This window comes from Pseudomonas sp. TH49 (assembly GCF_016650625.1).
In the GTDB taxonomy this organism is placed as follows: Bacteria; Pseudomonadota; Gammaproteobacteria; order Pseudomonadales; family Pseudomonadaceae; genus Aquipseudomonas; species Aquipseudomonas fluorescens_H.
In genome coordinates this window covers 2,585,574-2,605,105 of sequence record NZ_JAEKFL010000002.1, presented here as the reverse complement: position 1 = coordinate 2,605,105, position 19,532 = coordinate 2,585,574, and the positions used below count along the sequence as shown (strand labels likewise).

General features: G+C 61.2%; 25 protein-coding genes. 17 read left to right on the top strand and 8 right to left on the bottom strand.

The window, feature by feature from the left end:
* Position 1: 1 nt before the first annotated feature.
* From JFU48_RS28790 to JFU48_RS28775, 4 genes are all read left to right on the top strand, one after another.
* Positions 2-790 carry a ParA family protein gene (locus tag JFU48_RS28790; protein ID WP_003222933.1) on the top strand — a complete coding sequence of 263 codons (789 nt, stop codon included), beginning with the start codon at positions 2-4 and terminating at the stop codon, positions 788-790.
* A gap of 2 nt (positions 791-792) precedes the next feature.
* The gene (locus tag JFU48_RS28785) at positions 793-1,755 is read left to right on the top strand and encodes a CheW domain-containing protein (protein ID WP_201138385.1); all 963 of its coding nucleotides are present in this window, start codon (positions 793-795) and stop codon (positions 1,753-1,755) included.
* A gap of 90 nt (positions 1,756-1,845) precedes the next feature.
* Complete coding sequence (locus JFU48_RS28780; protein WP_003222936.1) at positions 1,846-2,331, top strand: chemotaxis protein CheW; 486 nt, start codon at positions 1,846-1,848, stop codon at positions 2,329-2,331.
* Positions 2,332-2,724, top strand: a complete 393-nt coding sequence (locus tag JFU48_RS28775; protein WP_003222938.1) for a DUF2802 domain-containing protein — start codon at positions 2,332-2,334, stop codon at positions 2,722-2,724.
* A gap of 124 nt (positions 2,725-2,848) precedes the next feature.
* Here JFU48_RS28775 and JFU48_RS28770 read toward each other — a convergent pair whose 3' ends face one another.
* Together JFU48_RS28770 and fliK are read right to left on the bottom strand one after the other, a co-directional pair.
* Entirely contained in the window at positions 2,849-3,178 is a 330-nt protein-coding gene (locus JFU48_RS28770; protein ID WP_003222939.1) for an EscU/YscU/HrcU family type III secretion system export apparatus switch protein, read from the bottom strand.
* Positions 3,175-4,755, bottom strand: coding sequence for a flagellar hook-length control protein FliK (gene fliK, locus JFU48_RS28765; protein ID WP_201138384.1), 1,581 nt, complete (start codon positions 4,753-4,755; stop codon positions 3,175-3,177). The genes JFU48_RS28770 and fliK overlap by 4 nt, the downstream gene beginning before the upstream one ends.
* A 197-nt stretch (positions 4,756-4,952) precedes the next feature.
* On the opposite strand from fliK, the gene ccmA reads away from it, so the two are divergent.
* From ccmA to JFU48_RS28715, 10 genes are all read left to right on the top strand, one after another.
* Complete coding sequence (gene ccmA / locus JFU48_RS28760) at positions 4,953-5,588, top strand: cytochrome c biogenesis heme-transporting ATPase CcmA (protein ID WP_201138383.1); 636 nt, start codon at positions 4,953-4,955, stop codon at positions 5,586-5,588.
* Positions 5,585-6,253 carry a heme exporter protein CcmB gene (gene ccmB / locus JFU48_RS28755; RefSeq protein ID WP_003222942.1) on the top strand — a complete coding sequence of 223 codons (669 nt, stop codon included), beginning with the start codon at positions 5,585-5,587 and terminating at the stop codon, positions 6,251-6,253. Before ccmA ends, ccmB begins: the two co-directional genes overlap by 4 nt.
* 78 nt (positions 6,254-6,331) lie before the next feature.
* Entirely contained in the window at positions 6,332-7,087 is a 756-nt protein-coding gene (locus tag JFU48_RS28750; protein ID WP_003222943.1) for a heme ABC transporter permease, read from the top strand.
* Entirely contained in the window at positions 7,084-7,260 is a 177-nt protein-coding gene (gene ccmD / locus JFU48_RS28745) for a heme exporter protein CcmD (protein WP_003222944.1), read from the top strand. Before JFU48_RS28750 ends, ccmD begins: the two co-directional genes overlap by 4 nt.
* Positions 7,257-7,712, top strand: a complete 456-nt coding sequence (gene ccmE, locus JFU48_RS28740; RefSeq protein WP_003222945.1) for a cytochrome c maturation protein CcmE — start codon at positions 7,257-7,259, stop codon at positions 7,710-7,712. The genes ccmD and ccmE overlap by 4 nt, the downstream gene beginning before the upstream one ends.
* Before the next feature lie 3 nt (positions 7,713-7,715).
* Positions 7,716-9,704, top strand: coding sequence for a heme lyase CcmF/NrfE family subunit (locus JFU48_RS28735; protein WP_003222946.1), 1,989 nt, complete (start codon positions 7,716-7,718; stop codon positions 9,702-9,704).
* Positions 9,701-10,237: a DsbE family thiol:disulfide interchange protein gene (locus JFU48_RS28730; protein WP_003222947.1), complete on the top strand. Its 537-nt coding sequence runs from the start codon at positions 9,701-9,703 to the stop codon at positions 10,235-10,237. Before JFU48_RS28735 ends, JFU48_RS28730 begins: the two co-directional genes overlap by 4 nt.
* Positions 10,234-10,704, top strand: a complete 471-nt coding sequence (locus tag JFU48_RS28725) for a cytochrome c-type biogenesis protein (protein ID WP_201138382.1) — start codon at positions 10,234-10,236, stop codon at positions 10,702-10,704. Before JFU48_RS28730 ends, JFU48_RS28725 begins: the two co-directional genes overlap by 4 nt.
* A complete protein-coding gene (gene ccmI, locus JFU48_RS28720) occupies positions 10,701-11,903 on the top strand; it encodes a c-type cytochrome biogenesis protein CcmI (RefSeq protein WP_201138381.1) in 1,203 nt (400 codons plus the stop codon). Before JFU48_RS28725 ends, ccmI begins: the two co-directional genes overlap by 4 nt.
* Before the next feature lie 28 nt (positions 11,904-11,931).
* Positions 11,932-12,336 carry a hypothetical protein gene (locus JFU48_RS28715; RefSeq protein ID WP_003222950.1) on the top strand — a complete coding sequence of 135 codons (405 nt, stop codon included), beginning with the start codon at positions 11,932-11,934 and terminating at the stop codon, positions 12,334-12,336.
* 59 nt (positions 12,337-12,395) lie between these two features.
* On the opposite strand, the gene JFU48_RS28710 is transcribed toward JFU48_RS28715, so the two are convergent.
* From JFU48_RS28710 to JFU48_RS28700, 3 genes are all read right to left on the bottom strand, one after another.
* On the bottom strand, positions 12,396-12,971 hold the full coding sequence (locus JFU48_RS28710) for a PIN domain-containing protein (protein ID WP_103484789.1): 576 nt from the start codon (positions 12,969-12,971) through the stop codon (positions 12,396-12,398).
* Complete coding sequence (locus tag JFU48_RS28705; protein ID WP_201138380.1) at positions 12,968-13,435, bottom strand: helix-turn-helix domain-containing protein; 468 nt, start codon at positions 13,433-13,435, stop codon at positions 12,968-12,970. The genes JFU48_RS28710 and JFU48_RS28705 overlap by 4 nt, the downstream gene beginning before the upstream one ends.
* Before the next feature lie 83 nt (positions 13,436-13,518).
* On the bottom strand, positions 13,519-14,406 hold the full coding sequence (locus JFU48_RS28700; protein ID WP_201138379.1) for a LysR family transcriptional regulator: 888 nt from the start codon (positions 14,404-14,406) through the stop codon (positions 13,519-13,521).
* 267 nt (positions 14,407-14,673) lie between these two features.
* Here JFU48_RS28700 and JFU48_RS28695 point away from each other — a divergent pair, with 267 nt between their 5' ends.
* Complete coding sequence (locus JFU48_RS28695) at positions 14,674-14,886, top strand: type II toxin-antitoxin system HicA family toxin (protein WP_103484786.1); 213 nt, start codon at positions 14,674-14,676, stop codon at positions 14,884-14,886.
* Positions 14,886-15,290 carry a type II toxin-antitoxin system HicB family antitoxin gene (locus JFU48_RS28690; RefSeq protein WP_003222952.1) on the top strand — a complete coding sequence of 135 codons (405 nt, stop codon included), beginning with the start codon at positions 14,886-14,888 and terminating at the stop codon, positions 15,288-15,290. Before JFU48_RS28695 ends, JFU48_RS28690 begins: the two co-directional genes overlap by 1 nt.
* A gap of 58 nt (positions 15,291-15,348) precedes the next feature.
* Here the strand turns inward: JFU48_RS28690 and JFU48_RS28685 are convergent, their stop codons facing one another.
* Positions 15,349-16,536: an MFS transporter gene (locus tag JFU48_RS28685; RefSeq protein ID WP_201138378.1), complete on the bottom strand. Its 1,188-nt coding sequence runs from the start codon at positions 16,534-16,536 to the stop codon at positions 15,349-15,351.
* Between the two features lie 243 nt (positions 16,537-16,779).
* Between JFU48_RS28685 and JFU48_RS28680 the strand changes: the two genes are divergently transcribed.
* On the top strand, positions 16,780-17,400 hold the full coding sequence (locus JFU48_RS28680) for a DUF5666 domain-containing protein (protein WP_201138377.1): 621 nt from the start codon (positions 16,780-16,782) through the stop codon (positions 17,398-17,400).
* Positions 17,401-17,586: 186 nt separating this feature from the next.
* On the opposite strand, the gene JFU48_RS28675 is transcribed toward JFU48_RS28680, so the two are convergent.
* Together JFU48_RS28675 and JFU48_RS28670 are read right to left on the bottom strand one after the other, a co-directional pair.
* A complete protein-coding gene (locus tag JFU48_RS28675; RefSeq protein ID WP_201138376.1) occupies positions 17,587-18,585 on the bottom strand; it encodes a sulfate ABC transporter substrate-binding protein in 999 nt (332 codons plus the stop codon).
* Between the two features lie 105 nt (positions 18,586-18,690).
* Positions 18,691-19,515: an ion transporter gene (locus tag JFU48_RS28670; protein ID WP_095667160.1), complete on the bottom strand. Its 825-nt coding sequence runs from the start codon at positions 19,513-19,515 to the stop codon at positions 18,691-18,693.
* Between the last annotated feature and the right edge of the window lie 17 nt (positions 19,516-19,532).

Here is a 19,532-nt window from a genome sequence, read left to right as displayed (position 1 = left end):
AATGAGAGTCTGGGCAGTCGCCAATCAAAAGGGTGGTGTCGGTAAAACCACATCTTCCATCGCTTTAGCCGGATTGCTGGCGGAGGCGGGCAAGCGCGTGGTTGTGGTCGATCTCGACCCGCACGGCTCGATGACCAGCTATTTCGGCTACGACCCCGACAGCCTGGAGCACAGCAACTACGACCTGTTTCTGCACAAGGGCAGCGTGCCGCAAGGCTTGCCCGGGCAGTTGCTGCTGTCGACCAGCGACGAACGTATTTCCCTGTTGCCGTCGAGTACCGCACTCGCCACCCTTGAGCGCCAGTCGCCGGGGCAGAGTGGTTTGGGCCTGGTGATCGCCAAGAGTCTGGCGCAGCTGTGGCAGGACTTCGATTACGCGATCATCGACAGCCCCCCGTTGCTCGGCGTGCTGATGGTCAACGCCCTGGCCGCGAGCCAGCAACTGGTGATCCCGGTGCAGACCGAGCACCTGGCCGTCAAAGGCCTGGAGCGCATGGTCAACACCCTGGCGATGATCAACCGCTCGCGCAAACAGGCGCTGCCATTCAGCATCGTGCCGACCCTGTTCGACCGCCGTACGCAGGCGTCGCTGGGTACCTTGCGCGTGCTGCGTGACAAATTCCCCGAAGAGATCTGGCAGGGTTACATCCCGGTCGATACCCGTCTGCGCGACGCCAGCCGGGCCGGTGTCACACCTTCGCAATTCGACGGCAAGAGTCGCGGCGTGCTGGCTTACCGCGCGCTGCTCAAGCATCTGCTGGCGCAACAACTTGTTCCGCAGGTGGCTTGAGCATGAACCGGCCGATCAAACTGACGTCGCGCCCGCAACTGGCGTTGCAGTCCTATCTGGACAGCTTGCTGCAGGAAATCCCTGACGAGTTGCCGCCAGTGGAAGTGCAGGTCGAGGTGCCGGTCGAGGTGGTCGAAAGCGCTGCGGCGCTGGATGAATTCCAGGCAGCGGTGCTTGAAGAGCAGGCGCGTGATGCGCAGAAAGCTGCCAAACCTGCCGCACCGATGGCTGCGCCTGCCGCCGCGCCAGTGGCCAAGGCACCTGTCGCATTGATTGAAGAGTCAGCGCCGGTGCGCGCAACGGTTTCGACCCTCGCACCGCTGTTGCAAACCCAATTGCTGAAAACCGCGCCGGAACCGGTCGTGGCCGAACCTGCGCCGGTTGCGCCGGCACCCGTGGAGCAAACGCTGGTGCCGCCGGTTGTAGAAGTGCACCTGCCGCCGAGCAACACGCCGCCACCGGTGGAAACCGATGGCCGTCCGGCCTGGGCTTCGGAAGCCTTCGAATGCCTGTTGTTCGATGTCGCCGGGCTGACCCTGGCCGTGCCGCTGGTGTGCCTGGGTTCGATCTATTCGCTGGCCGGCCACGAGTTGACGCCGCTGTTCGGTCAGCCGGAATGGTTCCTCGGGATTCTGCCGAGCCAGGCCGGCAATCTCAAAGTATTGGATACCGCGCGTTGGGTCATGCCGGATCGCTACCGCGATGACTTCCGTCAGGGCCTGCAGTACGTGATTTCGGTACAAGGTTACGAGTGGGGCCTGGCAGTGCATCAGGTCAGCCGCTCGTTGCGCCTGGACCCGAATGAAATCAAATGGAGAAGTCACCGGGGTCAGCGGCCATGGCTAGCCGGCACGGTGATTGAGCACATGTGTGCATTACTTGATGTAGCCGCGCTGGCCGAGTTGATCGCCAGCGGCGGGGCAAAGCACTTGGGCGGCCACAAGCCGCTACATAAATCGACATAGCAGCCGACATAACAGTCAGGCGAAGGCATTTTTCAATGCCTCCACACAGAACACACACCGCCCAGTGCGGTTTTTTCGAGGGGTCAGGGTATGAGTAGTCAGGCGACGAATGCAAAAGGTTCTGAAGATCCGATCCTGCAATGGGTGACCTTCAAGCTGGACAACGAAACCTACGGCATCAACGTGATGCGCGTTCAGGAAGTCCTGCGCTACACCGAGATCGCGCCGGTTCCGGGTGCGCCAAGCTACGTGCTGGGCATCATCAACCTGCGCGGTAACGTGGTCACCGTGATCGACACCCGTCAGCGCTTCGGCCTGAACAGCGGCGAGATCAGCGACAACACCCGTATCGTCATCATCGAAGCCGACAAGCAAGTGGTCGGGATCATGGTCGACAGCGTGGCCGAAGTGGTTTACCTGCGTCAGTCGGAAATCGAGACCGCGCCGAACGTCGGCAACGAAGAATCGGCTAAGTTCATCCAGGGCGTGTGCAACAAGAACAACGAGTTGCTGATCCTGGTCGAGCTGGACAAGATGATGAGCGAAGAAGAATGGTCGGAACTGGAGAGCATCTGATTGATTCTCGAGGTAGCGGTCATTGTCCTGTTCCTCTTCTGGGCAGGCACGCTGGCAATGTTTCTGGCGTATATCAAGGCGCAAAAGGTCATCGCTGCGCAGCAGGCCCAGGGCGATGCGCTGCGTGATCAGCGCATCAAGGACCTGGCCAAGCGCGTCGACGATTACCAGAACGGCAACGTGCGCATGGGCGAAGCCCTGCACGAGCTGCGCTCGGTGGTCGGCCCTCTGCCGGACAAGATTGTCGCGCTGGAACAGCGCGACCCGTCGAGCCTGTCGTTCGCCCAGGCGGCGAAACTGGTGGGGATGGGCGCGAGCGTCGATGAGCTGACTCAGTCCTGTGGCTTGACCCAGGCTGAGGCGGAGTTGATGCGCAAGCTGCACAGAAGCTGATTTTTGCTCTAAAGCGGAAATCGCCATTCGCGAGCAAGCCCGCTCCCACATTCGACCGCGATCCTATTGGAGGAATGCGATCAAATGTGGGAGCGGGCTTGCTCGCGAAGGGGCCTTCGAAACCTCAGTAATCATCCCCGCGTTCGGTAACGTCCTTCTCGACCATCGGCGCATCCGGGTCCTGTCCCTCGGGGAATTTCCCCTTCAGGTTCCATGCAAACGCGATGATCTCGGCAATCGTGCGGTACAGCTCCTCGGGAATGCTGTCGCCCAGTTCCATGCGCGCCAACAGCCGCACCAGCTCGGCGTTTTCATAGATCGGCACTTCACAGTCACGGGCAATGCGCAGGATTTCTTCGGCCAGTTCCTCGTCGCCCTTGGCGGTGAGGGTCGGGGCGTGGTTGCCGTCGTATTTGAGGGCGATGGCCTGGCGTGGAGCAGTGGAATCGTTCATGCGGTTTCGTCGACCCAGCGGTGTTCGAGGCGGGTGTGGTTGCCTTGCGGCGGGGTGCCGAGGTGGCAGTCGAGATCGCCGACATTCAGGCCGCGATCGAGCAGGCGCTGGCGCAGCGCGAACAGATTGGTTTCGATCAGGTCGGCGGTGTACGGGCGTTCGGCCCAGAGCTGGCTCGACAGGCTGCCGGCAATCAACTGCGCCTGAATCTGCATCGGTCCCAGCGGCTCCATGTCAAAGGCCAGATCGACGCGCCACAGCTGTTGTTTGGGCTCGCGCTCGTCACGGCGTTCGTTGGGTTGCGGTTCTCTTTCCGGCGCTTCTTCACGTTGGAACTTGACCTGCAGCGGCACGATGTCCTGCAAGTTGCGCATGGGGATTTCCAGCTGCCAGGTACTGAGCAGGCGACCATCGTCGGTGAGCCCGGTCTGTTCCAGGCTCGACAGTTGATGGCTTTGCAGGCGCGACACGGCTGCCGCGGCGAGGCGCAGCAGATGTTCCAGATCGCCTTCGCCTTCGAGGCTTTGCAGCAGGCGGTCGGGCAGCGGGAAACTGCTCGGCAGCGGTTTGGCGCTGACCTGACCGAGGGTGCCGAGGGCGTTGCGCACGAAGCTCGGCAGCGCTTGCGCCAGGGTGTTGGCGGCGATGATTGCGTTGAAACTGGCATTGCCCGGCGCACCCGGTGACAGCTGTGCGATCAGCTTGAGCAAATCGGCTTTTATGTCCGGGGCCAGCGCGGGATTCTGTCCGGTCAGCAGTTTGGCTTCGAGAAAGGCGCCGCTGCCGGCCAGGGCCAGGGCGACGCCTTTGGCGGTGCTCATCTGCTGCACGTCGGGCAGGTTGGCGAGCAGGCGTACGACGGCAGCGCGCAGGTCCTGCGAGGTCTGATCGTCGTCGCTCGGCAGGTTTTGCAAGGCGTTGAGCAAACCGTCCAGCGAACCCTGGCGACTCTGCTGGCCGAGCAGTTGCTGGCTCACCGCCAATTGCTCCTGGCGGCTGCTCAGTGGCACGAACTTGAGGGTTTGCGAGTCTTCCACCAGTGCCGAGAGCAGGGTGCCGATGCGCAACGGCGTCGGGCTGTCGATATCCAGCGTGGCACCGCTCTGCGCGGTGTTGAGCAGGCTCACCAGCGAGCGGTACACCGTCGGCTGCCCCGGCACTTGCGGCAACGTCTGTGAGGTCAGCACCTTGCCTTGCAGCAGCGTGCCGACCGGTAACTGCGCCGTATCAATGCGGGTGAGGGCGGCGACGCTGCTGGCAATCGCCTGCTGCACGGTGATCGCCAGATTGCCCGCCGACGGCTGGGTCACTGCCAGATTGGTGCCGGTCGGCAGCGGCAGGGTGCTGGTCGCTTGCACGGTGGTCTGCCGGCCGCCGTCGACGGTCACCTTCAGCAGCAGTTGAAAGGTCTGATCCGCCTGTTTGAGTGACAACACCTCGGCCTGCGCGCTTTGCCCGGCGCCGATCAAGCCTTCGACCGGGGTCAGCAGCTTGAGCAATTCACCGCTCATCACCAGCGGACGCGTGTTCGCCGGGGTGGTAGGCGGGAGCGGGAGGATGTTCATTTCACCTGTCATACGCGGACACAACCTGAGGAAATTGCACGCTTGGGAGTAAGGCACGCCATGTATAATGCCGCGCGTCTTGCGCTTCGTTCAGAAAACATAGCAATTGTTTGATCCAGCTCTCTGATTCGCACCGTCATTGCATTTATCCTGCATCTCTTTAACGGCCGCGCCAGAGCCGACTTGAACCGTATAAGGCCCGTGATCCCTTGACCAGTCCTGTCCTGCAAACCGTTGCCCTTGCCTGTGAGCGAGACCTGCGGCTGCTCTTCGAAAATCTCGAATTGAGACTGGCCAGTGGCGATATGGTGCAGATCAGCGGCCCCAACGGCAGCGGCAAGACCAGTCTGCTGCGCCTGTTGTCCGGGTTGATGCAGCCGACCAGCGGTCAGGTGCTGCTCAACGGCCAGCCCTTGGTCGCCCAGCCGAGCGAACTGGCGCGCAACCTGTTGTGGATCGGCCACGCCGCCGGGATCAAGGACCTGCTGACCCCCGAAGAGAACCTGTCCTGGCTCTGCGCCCTGCATCGGCCGGCCGAGCGCGAGGCGATCTGGCAGGCATTGGCTGCCGTAGGATTGCGCGGTTTCGAAGATGTTCCCTGCCACACCCTGTCCGCCGGTCAGCAACGCCGCGTGGCACTGGCGCGGTTGTATCTGGACAGCCCGCCGCTGTGGATTCTCGACGAGCCATTCACCGCGCTCGACAAACAGGGTGTGGCGCAACTTGAAGAACACCTGGCCGGGCACTGCGAACGCGGCGGTCTGGTGGTGTTGACCACGCACCACACACTGAGCCGGATGCCGGCCGGTTATCGTGATATCGATCTGGGGAACTGGGCAGTATGAGTGTGTTCGGCCTGCTGGTTGCCCGTGAGTCCCGTCTGCTGTTTCGTCGTCCGGCGGAACTGGCCAATCCGCTGATTTTCTTCGCCATTGTCATCGCTTTGTTCCCGCTGGCCGTCGGCCCGGAAACTCAAGTCTTGCAAAACCTGTCCCCGGGGTTAGTCTGGGTGGCCGCGCTGTTGTCGGTCCTGCTCTCGCTGGACGGACTGTTTCGCAGTGATTTCGAAGATGGCTCCCTGGAACAGTGGGTCCTTTCGCCGCATCCGCTGCCTCTATTGGTGCTGGCCAAGGTGCTGGCACACTGGTTGTTCTCGGGACTGGCACTGGTTCTGCTCTCGCCGTTGCTGGCGTTGATGCTCGGTTTGCCGGTCGCCTGCCTGCCGGTGTTGCTGTTGTCGTTGCTGCTGGGTACACCGGTGTTGAGCTTGCTCGGCGCGGTGGGCGCGGCGCTGACGGTCGGTTTGAAACGCGGCGGCCTGTTGCTGGCGTTGCTGATTCTGCCGTTGTACATCCCGGTGTTGATCCTTGGCAGTGGCGCCTTGCAGGCCGCCTTGCAAGGCATGCCGGCGACCGGGTATCTGCTGTGGCTGGGTAGCCTGACCGCCCTGGCGATCACCCTGACACCTTTTGCAATAGCTGCTGGCCTGAAGATCAGCGTCGGCGAATAATGAGGTCTGGTTAAAATTTAACCAGCAAAGACCCTGAGACCGCTCACACCGATGAGCGGCACCCGTGATGGAAACAGTATGAACTGGACCTGGTTTCACAAGCTCGGCTCGCCCAAGTGGTTCTACGGCATCAGCAGCCGGTTTCTGCCGTGGCTGAGCATTGCCGCGTTGCTGTTGATCAGCGTTGGCGTCGTCTGGGGCCTGGCCTTCGCGCCGCCGGATTATCAGCAGGGCAACAGCTTCCGCATCATCTACATCCACGTGCCTGCGGCGATGCTCGCGCAGTCGATCTACGTGATGCTGGCGGTGTGCGGCGTGGTCGGGCTGGTGTGGAAGATGAAACTGGCTGACGTCGCGCTGCAATGCGCCGCGCCGATCGGCGCATGGATGACCGCGGTGGCGCTGGTCACCGGGGCGATCTGGGGCAAGCCGACCTGGGGTTCGTGGTGGGTCTGGGATGCGCGGCTGACGTCGATGCTGATTCTGCTGTTCCTGTATTTCGGGGTGATTGCCCTGGGCAATGCCATCAGCAACCGTGACAGCGCCGCCAAGGCCTGCGCGGTACTGGCGATCGTCGGGGTGATCAACATTCCGATCATCAAATACTCGGTGGAGTGGTGGAACACCCTGCACCAGGGCGCGACCTTCACCCTCACCGAAAAACCGGCGATGCCGGCCGAAATGTGGCTGCCGCTGCTGCTGACGGTGCTGGGTTTCTACTGCTTCTTCGGTGCGGTGCTGTTGCTGCGCATGCGCCTTGAAGTGCTCAAGCGCGAAGCCCGCGCCAGTTGGGTGAAAGAAGAAGTGCAGAACAGTCTGGAGGCTGCGCGATGAGTTTCGCTTCATTCGGCGACTTCCTCGCCATGGGCCATCATGGCCTGTATGTCTGGTCGGCCTACGGCATCTGTCTGGCGGTGCTGATCCTCAACGTGGTCGCACCGATTGCGGCCCGCAAGCGCTATCTGCAACAAGAGGCGCGTCGTCTGCGCCGGGAGAACGGCAAGTGAATCCGCTGCGCAAAAAACGTCTGATCATCATTCTGGCGATTCTGGTCGGGGTCGGCGCTGCCGTCGGCCTGGCTCTCAGCGCCCTGCAGGAAAACATCAACCTGTTTTACACGCCAACCCAGATCGCCAACGGCGAAGCCCCGCACGACACGCGCATCCGCGCCGGCGGCATGGTCGAGAAGGGTTCGCTGCAACGCTCGCCGGACTCGCTGGACGTCAAGTTCATCGTGACCGACTTCAACAAATCCGTGACCATCACCTACCGCGGCATCCTCCCGGATCTGTTCCGCGAAGGGCAGGGCATCGTCGCCCTGGGCAAACTCAACGCGGACGGCGTAGTGGTGGCCGATGAAGTGCTGGCCAAGCACGACGAGAAGTACATGCCGCCGGAAGTGACCAAAGCGTTGAAAGACAGTGGTCAATCGGCACCGACCCAAGCGAAGGAGGGTTGATCGATGACTTCTGCACTGTTTATTCCTGAACTCGGTCACCTGGCGATGATTCTGGCGCTGTGTTTCGCGCTGGTGCAGGCCGTGGTGCCGTTGCTCGGTGCCTGGCGTGGCGACCGTCTGTGGATGAGCCTGGCCCAGCCGGCAGCGTGGGGCCAGTTCGCGTTCCTGGTGTTTGCCTTTGGCGCGCTGACTTACGCGTTCATGACCGACGATTTCTCGGTTGCCTACGTGGCGATGAACTCCAACAGCGCCTTGCCGTGGTACTACAAGTTCAGCGCGGTGTGGGGCGCCCACGAAGGTTCGCTGTTGCTGTGGGCGTTGATCCTCGGTGGCTGGACCTTCGCCGTGTCGGTGTTCTCCCGGCAGTTGCCGCAAGTCATGCTCGCTCGCGTACTGGCGGTGATGGGCATGATCAGCACCGGTTTCCTGTTGTTTCTGATCCTCACCTCCAACCCGTTCTCGCGGATTCTGCCGCAGATTCCGGCCGACGGTCGTGACCTCAATCCGCTGCTGCAAGACATCGGCCTGATTGTGCATCCGCCGATGCTCTACATGGGTTACGTCGGCTTCTCGGTGGCGTTCGCCTTCGCCATCGCTGCACTGCTCGGTGGTCGTCTCGACGCCGCGTGGGCACGCTGGTCGCGGCCGTGGACGATCGTCGCCTGGGCCTTCCTCGGCATCGGCATCACCCTCGGTTCGTGGTGGGCTTACTACGAACTCGGCTGGGGCGGCTGGTGGTTCTGGGACCCGGTGGAAAACGCCTCGTTCATGCCATGGCTGGTCGGCACCGCGTTGATTCACTCGCTGGCGGTCACGGAAAAACGTGGCGTGTTCAAGAGCTGGACGGTGTTGCTGGCGATTGCCGCGTTCTCGCTGAGCCTGCTTGGCACGTTCCTCGTGCGCTCCGGCGTGCTGACTTCGGTGCACGCGTTTGCCTCCGATCCTGAACGCGGTGTGTTCATCCTGATCTTCCTGCTGTTCGTGGTCGGCGGTTCGCTGACGCTGTTTGCGTTGCGCGCTCCGGTGGTCAAGAGCCAGGTCGGCTTCAATCTGTGGTCGCGGGAAACCCTGCTGCTGGGCAACAACCTGGTGCTGGTGGTGGCGGCGTCGATGATTCTGCTCGGCACACTCTATCCGCTGATTCTCGATGCCTTGAGCGGCGCCAAACTGTCGGTCGGCCCGCCGTACTTCAACGCGCTGTTCATCCCGCTGATGGCGTTGCTGATGCTGGTGATGGCGGTCGGCGTGATCGTGCGCTGGAAGGACACCCCGGTGAAGTGGCTGGCGAACATGCTGACCCCGGTGCTGCTCGGCAGCGTCGCATTGGCGGTGGTGGCCGGTATCGCTTACGGCGATTTCAACTGGGCGGTAATCGCGACGTTCCTGCTCGCCGCGTGGGTGTTGCTCGCCGGTGTGCGCGACATCTTCGACAAGACTCGCCACAAGGGCCTGATCAAAGGCCTGCCAACCCTGACCCGCAGCTACTGGGGCATGCAGATCGCTCACCTCGGCATCGCCGTATGCGCCCTCGGTGTGGTGCTGTCGAGTCAGAACAGTGCCGAACGCGACCTGCGTCTGGCGCCGGGCGAGTCGATGGATCTGGCCGGTTATCACTTCATCTTCGAAGGTGCCAAACACTTCGAAGGGCCGAACTTCACCTCCGACAAGGGCACCATCCGGGTGATCCGCGACGGCAAGGAAGTCAGCGTGCTGCACCCGGAAAAACGCCTGTACACCGTGCAGAGTTCGATGATGACCGAGGCCGGGATCGACGCCGGTTTCACTCGCGATCTCTACGTCGCACTGGGCGAGCCGCTGGAAAACGGCGCGTGGGCGGTGCGGGTTCACGTCAAACCGTTCGTGCGCTGGATCTGGTTCGGCGGTCTGCTGACCGGTCTGGGCGGATTGCTGGCGGCGCTGGATCGGCGTTATCGAGTCAAGGTCAAAGCCAAGGTGCGTGAAGCCCTCGGCCTGCAAGGAGCGGCTGCATGAGACGTTGGTTGATGCTGGTACCCCTGGCGATTTTCCTGCTGGTGGCGGTGTTTCTGTATCGCGGTCTGTACCTCGATCCGGCGGAGCTGCCGTCGGCGATGATCAACAAACCCTTCCCGGAATTCAGCCTGCCGAGCGTGCAGGGCGACAAGACCCTGACCAAGGCTGACATTCTCGGCAAACCGGCGCTGGTCAACGTCTGGGGCACCTGGTGCATTTCCTGCCGGGTCGAGCACCCGGTGCTGAACAAACTGGCCGAGCGCGGTGTGGTGATCTACGGCATCAACTACAAGGACACCAACGCCGATGCGTTGAAGTGGCTGGCCGAATTCCACAACCCGTACCTGCTGGACATTCGTGACGACGAAGGCTCGCTGGGCCTGAACCTCGGCGTGTACGGCGCGCCGGAAACCTTCTTCATCGACGCCAAGGGCATCATCCGCGACAAGTACGTCGGGGTGATCGACGAGCAGGTCTGGCGCGAAAAACTCGCGGCCAAGTATCAGGCGCTGGTCGATGAGGCCAAGCCATGAAGCGTTTCATTGCTGCCGTGGTCTTGGGCCTGAGTCTGGCCGGTGTGGCGCATGCCGCGATCGACACCTACGAGTTCGCCAAGGAAGGCGATCGCGAGCGTTTCCGTGAACTGACCAAGGAACTGCGCTGCCCCAAGTGCCAGAACCAGGACATCGCCGACTCCAACGCGCCGATTGCCGCCGACCTGCGCAAAGAGATTTTCCGCATGCTCGGCGAGGGCAGGGACAATCAGCAGATCATCGATTTCATGGTTGATCGCTACGGTGATTTCGTCCGTTACAAACCGGCGCTCAATGCCAAGACTGCACTGCTGTGGTTCGGCCCGGCTGGCCTGTTGTTCGGCGGTCTGGTGGTGATCGCAGTGATCGTTCGCCGGCGTCGCGCACAGCGCACCGAGACCCCGCCATCGCTGTCCACCGAAGAGCGTCAGCGCCTCGACCAACTGTTGGATAAAAACCAAGAATGATTGATTTCTGGCTTGCCGCAGGGCTGTTGCTTCTGGTCGCCCTGAGTTTTCTGCTGATTCCGGTTTTGCGTGGCCGTCGCGCCCAGCGTGAAGAGGATCGAACTGCCCTGAACGTGGCGCTGTATCAGGAACGTGTCGCCGAGCTGCAAGCGCAGCAGGCTGAAGGCGTACTCGATGCGGCGCAAATGGACAGCGGCCGTGCCGAAGCGGCGCGTGAGCTGCTCGCCGATACCGAAGGCGTTGCCGCACCGCGTGTGTCGAAACTGGGCAAGCCGTTGCCGCTGCTGGCAGCGGTGCTGGTGCCGGTATTGGGGCTGGGGCTGTATCTGCATTTCGGTGCTGCCGACAAAGTCGAGCTGACCCGCGAATTCGCCCAGGCACCGCAGTCGATGGAAGAAATGACCCGGCGGCTGGAGCGTGCTGTTGCGGCGCAACCGGATTCGGCGGAAGGCCTGTACTTCCTCGGGCGCACCTACATGGCCCAGGAACGTCCGGCGGATGCGGCGAAGATGTTCGAGCGCGCCGCCAACCTGGCCGGTCGCCAGCCGGAACTGCTCGGCCAGTGGGCGCAGGCGCAATACTTTGCTGACGGCAAGAAGTGGTCGGACAAGATCCAGGCTTTAACCGACGAAGCGCTGAAAGCCGATCCGAAAGAAGTCACCAGTCTTGGCCTGCTCGGCATCGCCGCGTTCGAGGGTGAACGTTATCAGCAGGCAATCGACTACTGGAACCGCCTGCTGGCGCAACTGCCGGCGGACGACAACTCCCGCGCCGCGCTGCAAGGCGGGATAGAGCGCGCCACCGAGCGCCTGCAAGCCAGCGGCGGTAAAGTCGCCGCCACGCCGGCCGCCAAGGTTGCCGCGCTGCTCAAGGTGCGCGTCGATCTGGCCAGCGAACTCAAAGGCAAGGTGCAACCGGGCGACAGCGTGTTCATCTTCGCCCGTGCCGTTTCCGGCCCACCGGCACCGCTGGCGGCCAAGCGTCTGACCGTGGCGGATCTGCCGGTGACCGTCGAACTGGGCGATGCCGATGCGATGATGCCGCAGTTGAAACTGTCGAACTTTCCTGAAGTCCAACTGGTTGCGCGCATTTCCCGAGCCGGTCAACCGACCGCCGGGGAGTGGGTGGGTCGCAGCGGCCCTCTGGCCAGCAGCACCACCGCGCCGCAAACACTGACCATCGACAGCCCGGACCAATAACCACCGGCACCCACAGGAAAGCACCGCCATGCACAGTCTCGCCCGAATCGCAGTCATCACAATGGCCCTGGGCATGAGCGCCTGTGCGGTGCACCGACCGGAACCGACCACCAGTCTGCCGCCGATCCCGCCGTCGCAACCGAGCCCGACCCCGTCGACCTCGCCGACCCCGGGCAAAAGCATTCCGGCCAAACCGTCCAAGCCAGTCCCACGCACCTCGGCCAGCTTCGCCCCGCCACCGGGCGGCAACAGCCACTGGGATCAGCAACTCGGGGTCTATGTCCTCGACGATCAGCCCAACACCTTCTACCGCCAGCGCACCTACTTCCGCTGGAACAACGGCTGGAGCCGCTCGATCAGCCCCAACGGCCCATGGGAAGACACCGATATCCACGGCGTGCCGCCGGGGTTGGGCAAACAGTTCGGGCAGTGATGAAAAAACGGCGATCTCTGGATCGCCGTTTGTTTATCTGGTGTTCCCAAAACGAGTATTCAGAGAATCGCACGGTAGGTGCTCAGTTCCCGAACTGACTCGACCAATCCTTGGCGCCGCAAAAGGTCAAGAAACGGCTCGACCTCCATTGGCGGCAATTTCAGTTGTTGGCGCTGCCGTTGCGCTGCAGCGATAACTGCTGCCGGATCAAGGTGAAACAGGTTTTCGACAAACTCATCAGGGTGTTGGGCCTCGACGCCATAGGGGGCGAGGCAGGCATCGGGAAAATCTTTCAGATTGAACGTCACGATCACCCCAGCGCCACAGCGTATGGCTGCAGCCAGTACATGGCGGTCGTTGGTATCGGGTAAGGAAAGTCCGGTGATCAGGTCTTCAAAATCGTAGACACAGGCATCCGGGATCGCACGATCCATAAGCTCGGAAGTGCGATCCAGTTGCTCCATCGTCAGATCGGTTCGGTTCTTCAATAAATTGCGTTTCCATTCGCCGTGAATCTCCTTGGTCCATCGGGCTCGAAATCTCCCCGAAAGCGCGAGCCACATCAGCAAGTCTCTAAGCGGGGCGGGGTACAAAACACATGCATCGTATACAGCGGTGAAAGGGGAATGCCTCACTCGTATCCTGTCCTTAACGCCTGTGCCTGCTCCGCGAGAAGCGCCATTGCCTGCTCGCTGGCGGTGTCGCGCCGGGTTTTATAGTCCATCAAATCGGCGAAACGCACACGTCGGTGCTTGCCGGTTTTGTGGTAGGACAACTCGCCATTTTCCAGCAGTTTTATCAGGTGCGGGCGTGAGACGTTGAGCAGATCGGCGGCTTCTTGCGTGGTCAGCTCGGCGTGCACCGGTACGACTTTGACGGCGTTGCCTTGAGCCAGCTCCGCCAGAATATCCATCAGTAGCCGCAGTGCCGACGTCGGAAGCTCGACCTGATGCGCCTGGTTTTGCTCATCGAAAATCTGGATGTGCTGGGTTTCGAATTGAGTCGCGAGGTAGGCGGCAAGCGCGCGTTTGCCTTCGATTGCGGCTTTGACTTCGCGCTCAACCGGGAGGTTGAGAGAGGGGTGAAGGACAATCGACATAATGGATTCCAGCATTCTGAATAGAGGATGCTGAAACGTTATTCGAATTAAACGAAAATCGCAATAAACGAAACGTGGCCGGTTCAGGTCAGGTGTTTCAGCAAATTTTCCATGTACTCCACAAACGCCCGCGCCTTCGCACTGACCATCCGCCCCGTGGGAAACACCGCCCACAAGTCCTGATCCGGCAATCCCCAATCGCTCATCACCGCCCTGACCGCACCGCTTGCCAGCTCCGGGGCGAACATCCATTGCGAGGCGATGGCCAGGCCCTGATCGGCCAGCACGGCTGCGCGCAAACCCTCGGCGGCGCTGACACGCAGGCGGCCGGTCAGGGTTTGCGTCTGCTGTTCGCTGCCTTGGGTGAAGGTCCAGGTGGCACCGCCGCTGAGGTTGTAGACGATGCCTTGGTGCTGATCCAAATCGGCAGGGCAGCTTGGCTCGCCGTGGCGGGCGAAGTAGGCCGGGGTGCCAAGCACCACGCGGCGACAGTCGGCGATCTTGCGGGCGGTGAGGCTGGAGTCGCTGAGCGGGCCCATGCGCAGGGCGACGTCGATGCCTTCTTCGACCAGATTGATGTTGCGGTCATCGAGCATCAGGTCGATGTTCAGCTGTGGATGCTGCTCGAGAAACGGCCCCAGCTGCGGCACGACGTGCAGGCGACCGAAAGTCACCGCCGCGCTGATGCGCAAGTTGCCGCTTAAACCGCTGGCGCTGCCACGGGCGGTGTTATCGGCTTCGTTGGCTTCGTCGATGGCGCGCCGGGCTCGCTCGAAAAACGCCAGCCCCGCCTCGGTCGGCGTCAGGCCGCGGGTCGAGCGCAGCAACAGGCTGACCGCCAGGCGTTTTTCCAGTTGAGCGATGGTTTTCGACACAGCGGGCTGGCCGATATTCAACCGTCGGGCGGCGGCGGAAAACGAGCCGGTTTCGACCACGTAGACGAAGGTTTCCATGGCGGCGAGGCGGTCCATCAGTCTTCCTGCAAATCTGAAAGTTGTCGTAGTCCCCTTGTGGGAGCGGGCTTGCTCGCGAAAGCGGTCTGACATTCAGCACAGGTATTGGCTGATCCGACGCCTTCGCGAGCAAGCCCGCTCCCACAGGGAATAGGGTGCTGAGTGTAATCCGCGTCCATTCAATCACATGCTGTAAAACAACCGAACGTCGTTCTGCAGATTTATGTGCTTGAGTAAAGATAACTCTAGAGTTACTTTTATTCGGCCGGAGTAAGGAGGCGGTAGGTGCAAAGCAGGCTATTGATCAAGGAGCTGGAGGAGGCAGGCTGGACGCTGGATCGAGTCACCGGCAGTCATCACATCTTCACTCACCGTTATAACCCTTACACCATTCCCGTTCCCCACCCGAAAAAGGATTTACCGTTGGGGACGGTCAAAAGCATCAGGAGGCGTGCCGGGTTGCACCACCCGCCAGCCAGCAACAAGGGAGATCCATAATGCAATATCCGATCTGCATCGAATGGGGTGACGACAACACCGCCATCGGTATTCAGATACCTGACATTCCCGGCGCCGTCACGGCTGGGGATACCTTCGAGGACGCCTACAACGCAGCCGTTGAAATTGCTCACATCATGCTGCAGGAGATAGCGGCGGACGGGGAATCGATTCCCATGCCGACGTCGGCAGCGGCCCATCGCAATAATCCGGAGTTTGCCGATATGGGCTGGGGGATGCTCGAGCTGGATATCTCGCCGTACATGGGCAAGACCGAGAAGGTCAACGTGACGTTGCCAGGTTATGTGATCCAGCGCATCGATCGTTATGTGCGTGAACACAATGTCAAAAGCCGCTCTTCGTTTCTGGCGGATGCGGCGATGGAGAAACTGGTTCGCTATTAAGCGTCATCGCTCCCTCAGGCCCATTGAGCAACCTGTGGGAGCGAGCCTGCTCGACACCTTACGCCGTTGCCAAAGAACCACGCTGCGACGCACTCAGAAACCGCAACAACGCCAGTAGCGGGAACGCGCTACCGACAATCACGATCCACAACCAGCCGCCATGTTCATACACCGCACTGGCCACCGACGAGCCGAAAGCGCCGCCAATGAAGATGCTGGTCATGTACAAAGCGTTCAGGCGACCGCGGCTTTTGGCATCGAGTGAGTACACCGCGCGCTGGCCGAGGACCATGTTCATCTGTACGCAGAAATCCAGTACCACGCCGGTCACGGCCAGGCCGATCACGCTGTAGGCCGGGTGGATGAAGGCGGGCAGGAAGCTCAGGCTGGCGAACAGCATGGCCAGCAGCGAAGCGATGCGGGTGTGGCCGGCGTCAGCCAGGCGTCCACTGATCGGCGCGGCGATGGCACCGATGGCGCCGACCAGGGCGAAGATCGCGATTTCGCTTTGCGACAGGCCATGGTTGCGCGCCAGTTCCAGCGGCACCGCGGTCCAGAACAGGCTGAACGTGGCGAACATGCAGCCTTGATAAAACGCGCGCTGACGCAGCACCGGTTGCTGGCGCAGCAGCGTCCACAGCGAGCCGATCAACTGGCCATACGTGGCGCTGTGATCCGGTTGGCGCTTGGGCACGGTCAACGCTAAAACCACGCTGATCGCCGCCATCAGAGCTGCCGCGATCATGAACATCGCACGCCAGCCGAGATGGTCAGCCACCACGCTCGACACCGGTCGCGCCAGCAGAATGCCCAGCAGCAGACCACCCATGATCCCGCCGACCACCCGGCCACGGGATTCCTCCGGCGCCAGGTGCGCAGCCAGCGGAATCAGGATCTGCACCGACACCGAACTGAAGCCCACCAGCAACGAGATCAGCAGGAACACGTTGGGCTGACTGGTGAACGCCGCGCCGAGCAGGCTGGCAATCGCCACCACCGTAGTGATGATCATCAACCGACGGTTTTCCAGCAGGTCGCCCAGCGGCACCAGGAAGAACAGGCCCAGCGCATAACCGATCTGCGTCAGCGAGACGATGAAGCTGGCCATGGTGTCGGAGAGGCCGATGTCTGGCGCGATCAGGCCGATGATTGGCTGTGCGTAGTAGATGTTGGCGACGATGGCACCGCAGCAGAAGGCGAACAGCAGCACCATGCCTCGGGTCATTGCGTGAGTTGTGGCGTTCATAAGGTTTCTCGATCCAGCGAAAGGGAATGCGGTGAGGCTAAGGGACGTACCGAAGCGGCGGTAGAAGCCTTCGATTGATATCAGTTATTCCGTTGCGGAATGATTGGCTTCCAACAGGGTGTCGTCCATCGGCGAACCTTGCGTCCGGCCGGGGAGGGTCGATGATACATTCACTTACATGTTCTTCGATAGCGTGCTTATGTTTACTTCTGCGCTATTACTGTTCATCAACGGAGGATTGCCATGTTGCGTCAGCTGCTGCGTCACACGACTACGATTGCCTTGCTTGGCCTGCTCAGTGCCACTGCGGGGCAGGCCGCCGATGCCCCGGGTATGCGTCTCGGCGTGCGCGGCGAGATCACCGGGGTCGGCGCCGACTCGCTGAAAGTCCACGTCAACAGCGGCGAGAATGTGGTGATCCGGTTGAACCCGGACACCAGGATTCGCGCCGTCACCCTGGCCAATATCGAGGACATCAAACCCGGCAGCTACATCGGCTCGGCCGCCATGCCCCAGGAGGACGGAACCCTGAAGGCGCTCGAAGTGCATGTGTTCCCGCCGGAACTGGCCGGCAGCGGCGACGGCCATCGGCCATTCGACCTGGCCAAGGGCAGCAGCATGACCAATGGCAGTGTAGGTGATCTGGTGGTCAGCAATGGCCGCGTGCTGACGGTCAATTACAAGGGCGGGCAGCAGAAGATCCTGGTGCCGGAGGACGTGCCGATCGTCAACCTGACGCCGGGGGATCGCAGCTTGCTCAAGGTCGGGGTGAAGATTGTCAGCTTCGTGACACAGGACGCAGACGGCACGTTGACGGCGCAATCGATTTCCGCCGGCAAGGATGGCGTCACGCCGCCGATGTAACTGGCTGACAAACAATCCCTCTGTAGGAGCGGGCTTGCTCGCGAAAGCGGTGTGTCAGTCAAAAACATGTATCTGACACACCGCCTTCGCGAGCAAGCCCGCTCCCACATGGGGGGACTGTGTGATTTCCAATGCCCACAAAAAAGGCGACCTGTTGAGGTCGCCTTTTTCGTTATCGCTTAAGCCTTACTGGCCGGAATAAATCTGATCAAAGATCCCGCCATCATTGAAGTGGGTCTTTTGCACCGAACGCCAGTCACCGAAGGTTTTCTCCACCGACAGGAAGTCGACTTTCGGGAAACGGTCGGTGTACTTCGCGAGCACTGCCGGGTCCCGTGGACGCAGGTAGTTGGCGGCGGCGATTTCCTGACCTTCCGGCGACCACAGGTATTTCAGGTATTCATCGGCGGCGGCGCGGGTGCCTTTTTTGTCGACCACTTTGTCGACCACCGACACCGGTGGTTCGGCCTCGGCGGAGACGCTTGGGTAGATCACCTCGAACTGATCGCGACCGAACTCGCGAGCGATCATCTCGGCTTCGTTCTCGAAGGTGACCAGCACGTCGCCGATCTGGTTGGTCATGAACGTGGTGGTCGCTGCGCGGCCACCGGTATCGAGCACTGGCGCTTGCTTGAACAGTTTGCCGACGAAGTCCTTGGCCTTGTTCTCGTCACCGCCATTTTTCAGCACGTAGCCCCAGGCCGAGAGGTAGGTGTAGCGGCCGTTGCCCGAAGTTTTCGGGTTCGGCACGATCACTTGCACGCCGTCCTTGAGCAGGTCCGGCCAGTCTTTCAGGGCTTTCGGGTTGCCTTTGCGGACGATGAACACGGTGGCCGAGGTGAACGGTGCGCTGTTGTTCGGCAGGCGGCTGACCCAGTTTTCCGGCACCAGTTTGCCGTTGTCGGCGAGGGCGTTGATGTCGGTCGCCATGTTCATGGTGATGACGTCAGCCGGCAGGCCGTCGATCACCGAACGCGCCTGCTTGCTCGAACCGCCGAAGGACATTTGCACGGTGATGTTTTCGTTGTGCTCGGCCTGCCAGTGTTTCTGGAACGCAGTGTTGTAATCCTTGTAGAAATCGCGCATCACGTCATAGGAGACGTTGAGCAGGGTCGGTGCGGCTTGAGCCACGCTGCCAAAGGCAAGACCGGCGGCGAGAAGTGAGGCGCCAAAGAGTTTTTTCACTGCGCATTCCTTGTTGTGTCGGTGATAACGGTCGGGGGTGATACCGTATTGCCAGCGACTATAGCCGGGCTGGCATAGTCGTTTAAAGATTAAAAAGCTCTGTGCTTATTCCACTTTCTTAAACAGCTGACTGCCGCACCGCGAGCAAAACGCTGCGTTCTGTTCATGGCTGTTTTTCTTGCACACCGGGCAGTCATGTTGCAGCTGTTCGCCGCGCATGGCGTTGGCCAGTTCCGCCGTGAAAATCCCGGTGGGCACGGCGATGATCGAGTAACCGGTGATCATCACCAGCGACGAAATCACCTGGCCCAGCGGGGTCTTCGGCACGATGTCGCCGAAGCCGACGGTGGTCAACGTCACGATAGCCCAATAGATGCCTTTGGGGATGCTGGTGAAGCCATGTTCCGGGCCTTCGATCACGTACATCAGGGTGCCGAACACCGTCACCAGGGTGCAGACGCTGACCAGAAACACCACGATCTTCTGCTTGCTGCCACGTAGCGCCGACATCAGGTAGTTGGCTTGCTTGAGGTACGGGCTGAGCTTGAGCACGCGGAAGATCCGCAGCATCCGGATGATGCGGATGATCAGCAGGTACTGCGCATCGCTGTAATACAGCGCCAGAATTCCGGGCACGATCGCCAGCAGATCCACCAGTCCGTAGAAACTGAAGGCGTAGCGCAACGGTTTCGGTGAGCAATACAGGCGCAGGATGTATTCACCGAGAAAAATGACGGTGAAACCCCATTCGATGTACGCCAGCACGTCGGCGTAGTTCTGGTGAATGCTGTCGATGCTGTCGAGCATCACCACCACCAGGCTGGCAAGGATGATCAACAGCAAGGTGCCGTCGAAGCGCCGCCCGGCGAGGGTGTCGCTCTGGAAAATCATCACGTAAAGCCGTTCGCGCCAACTGTTGCTGCTGTCCATGGATAACGCCTGAATTG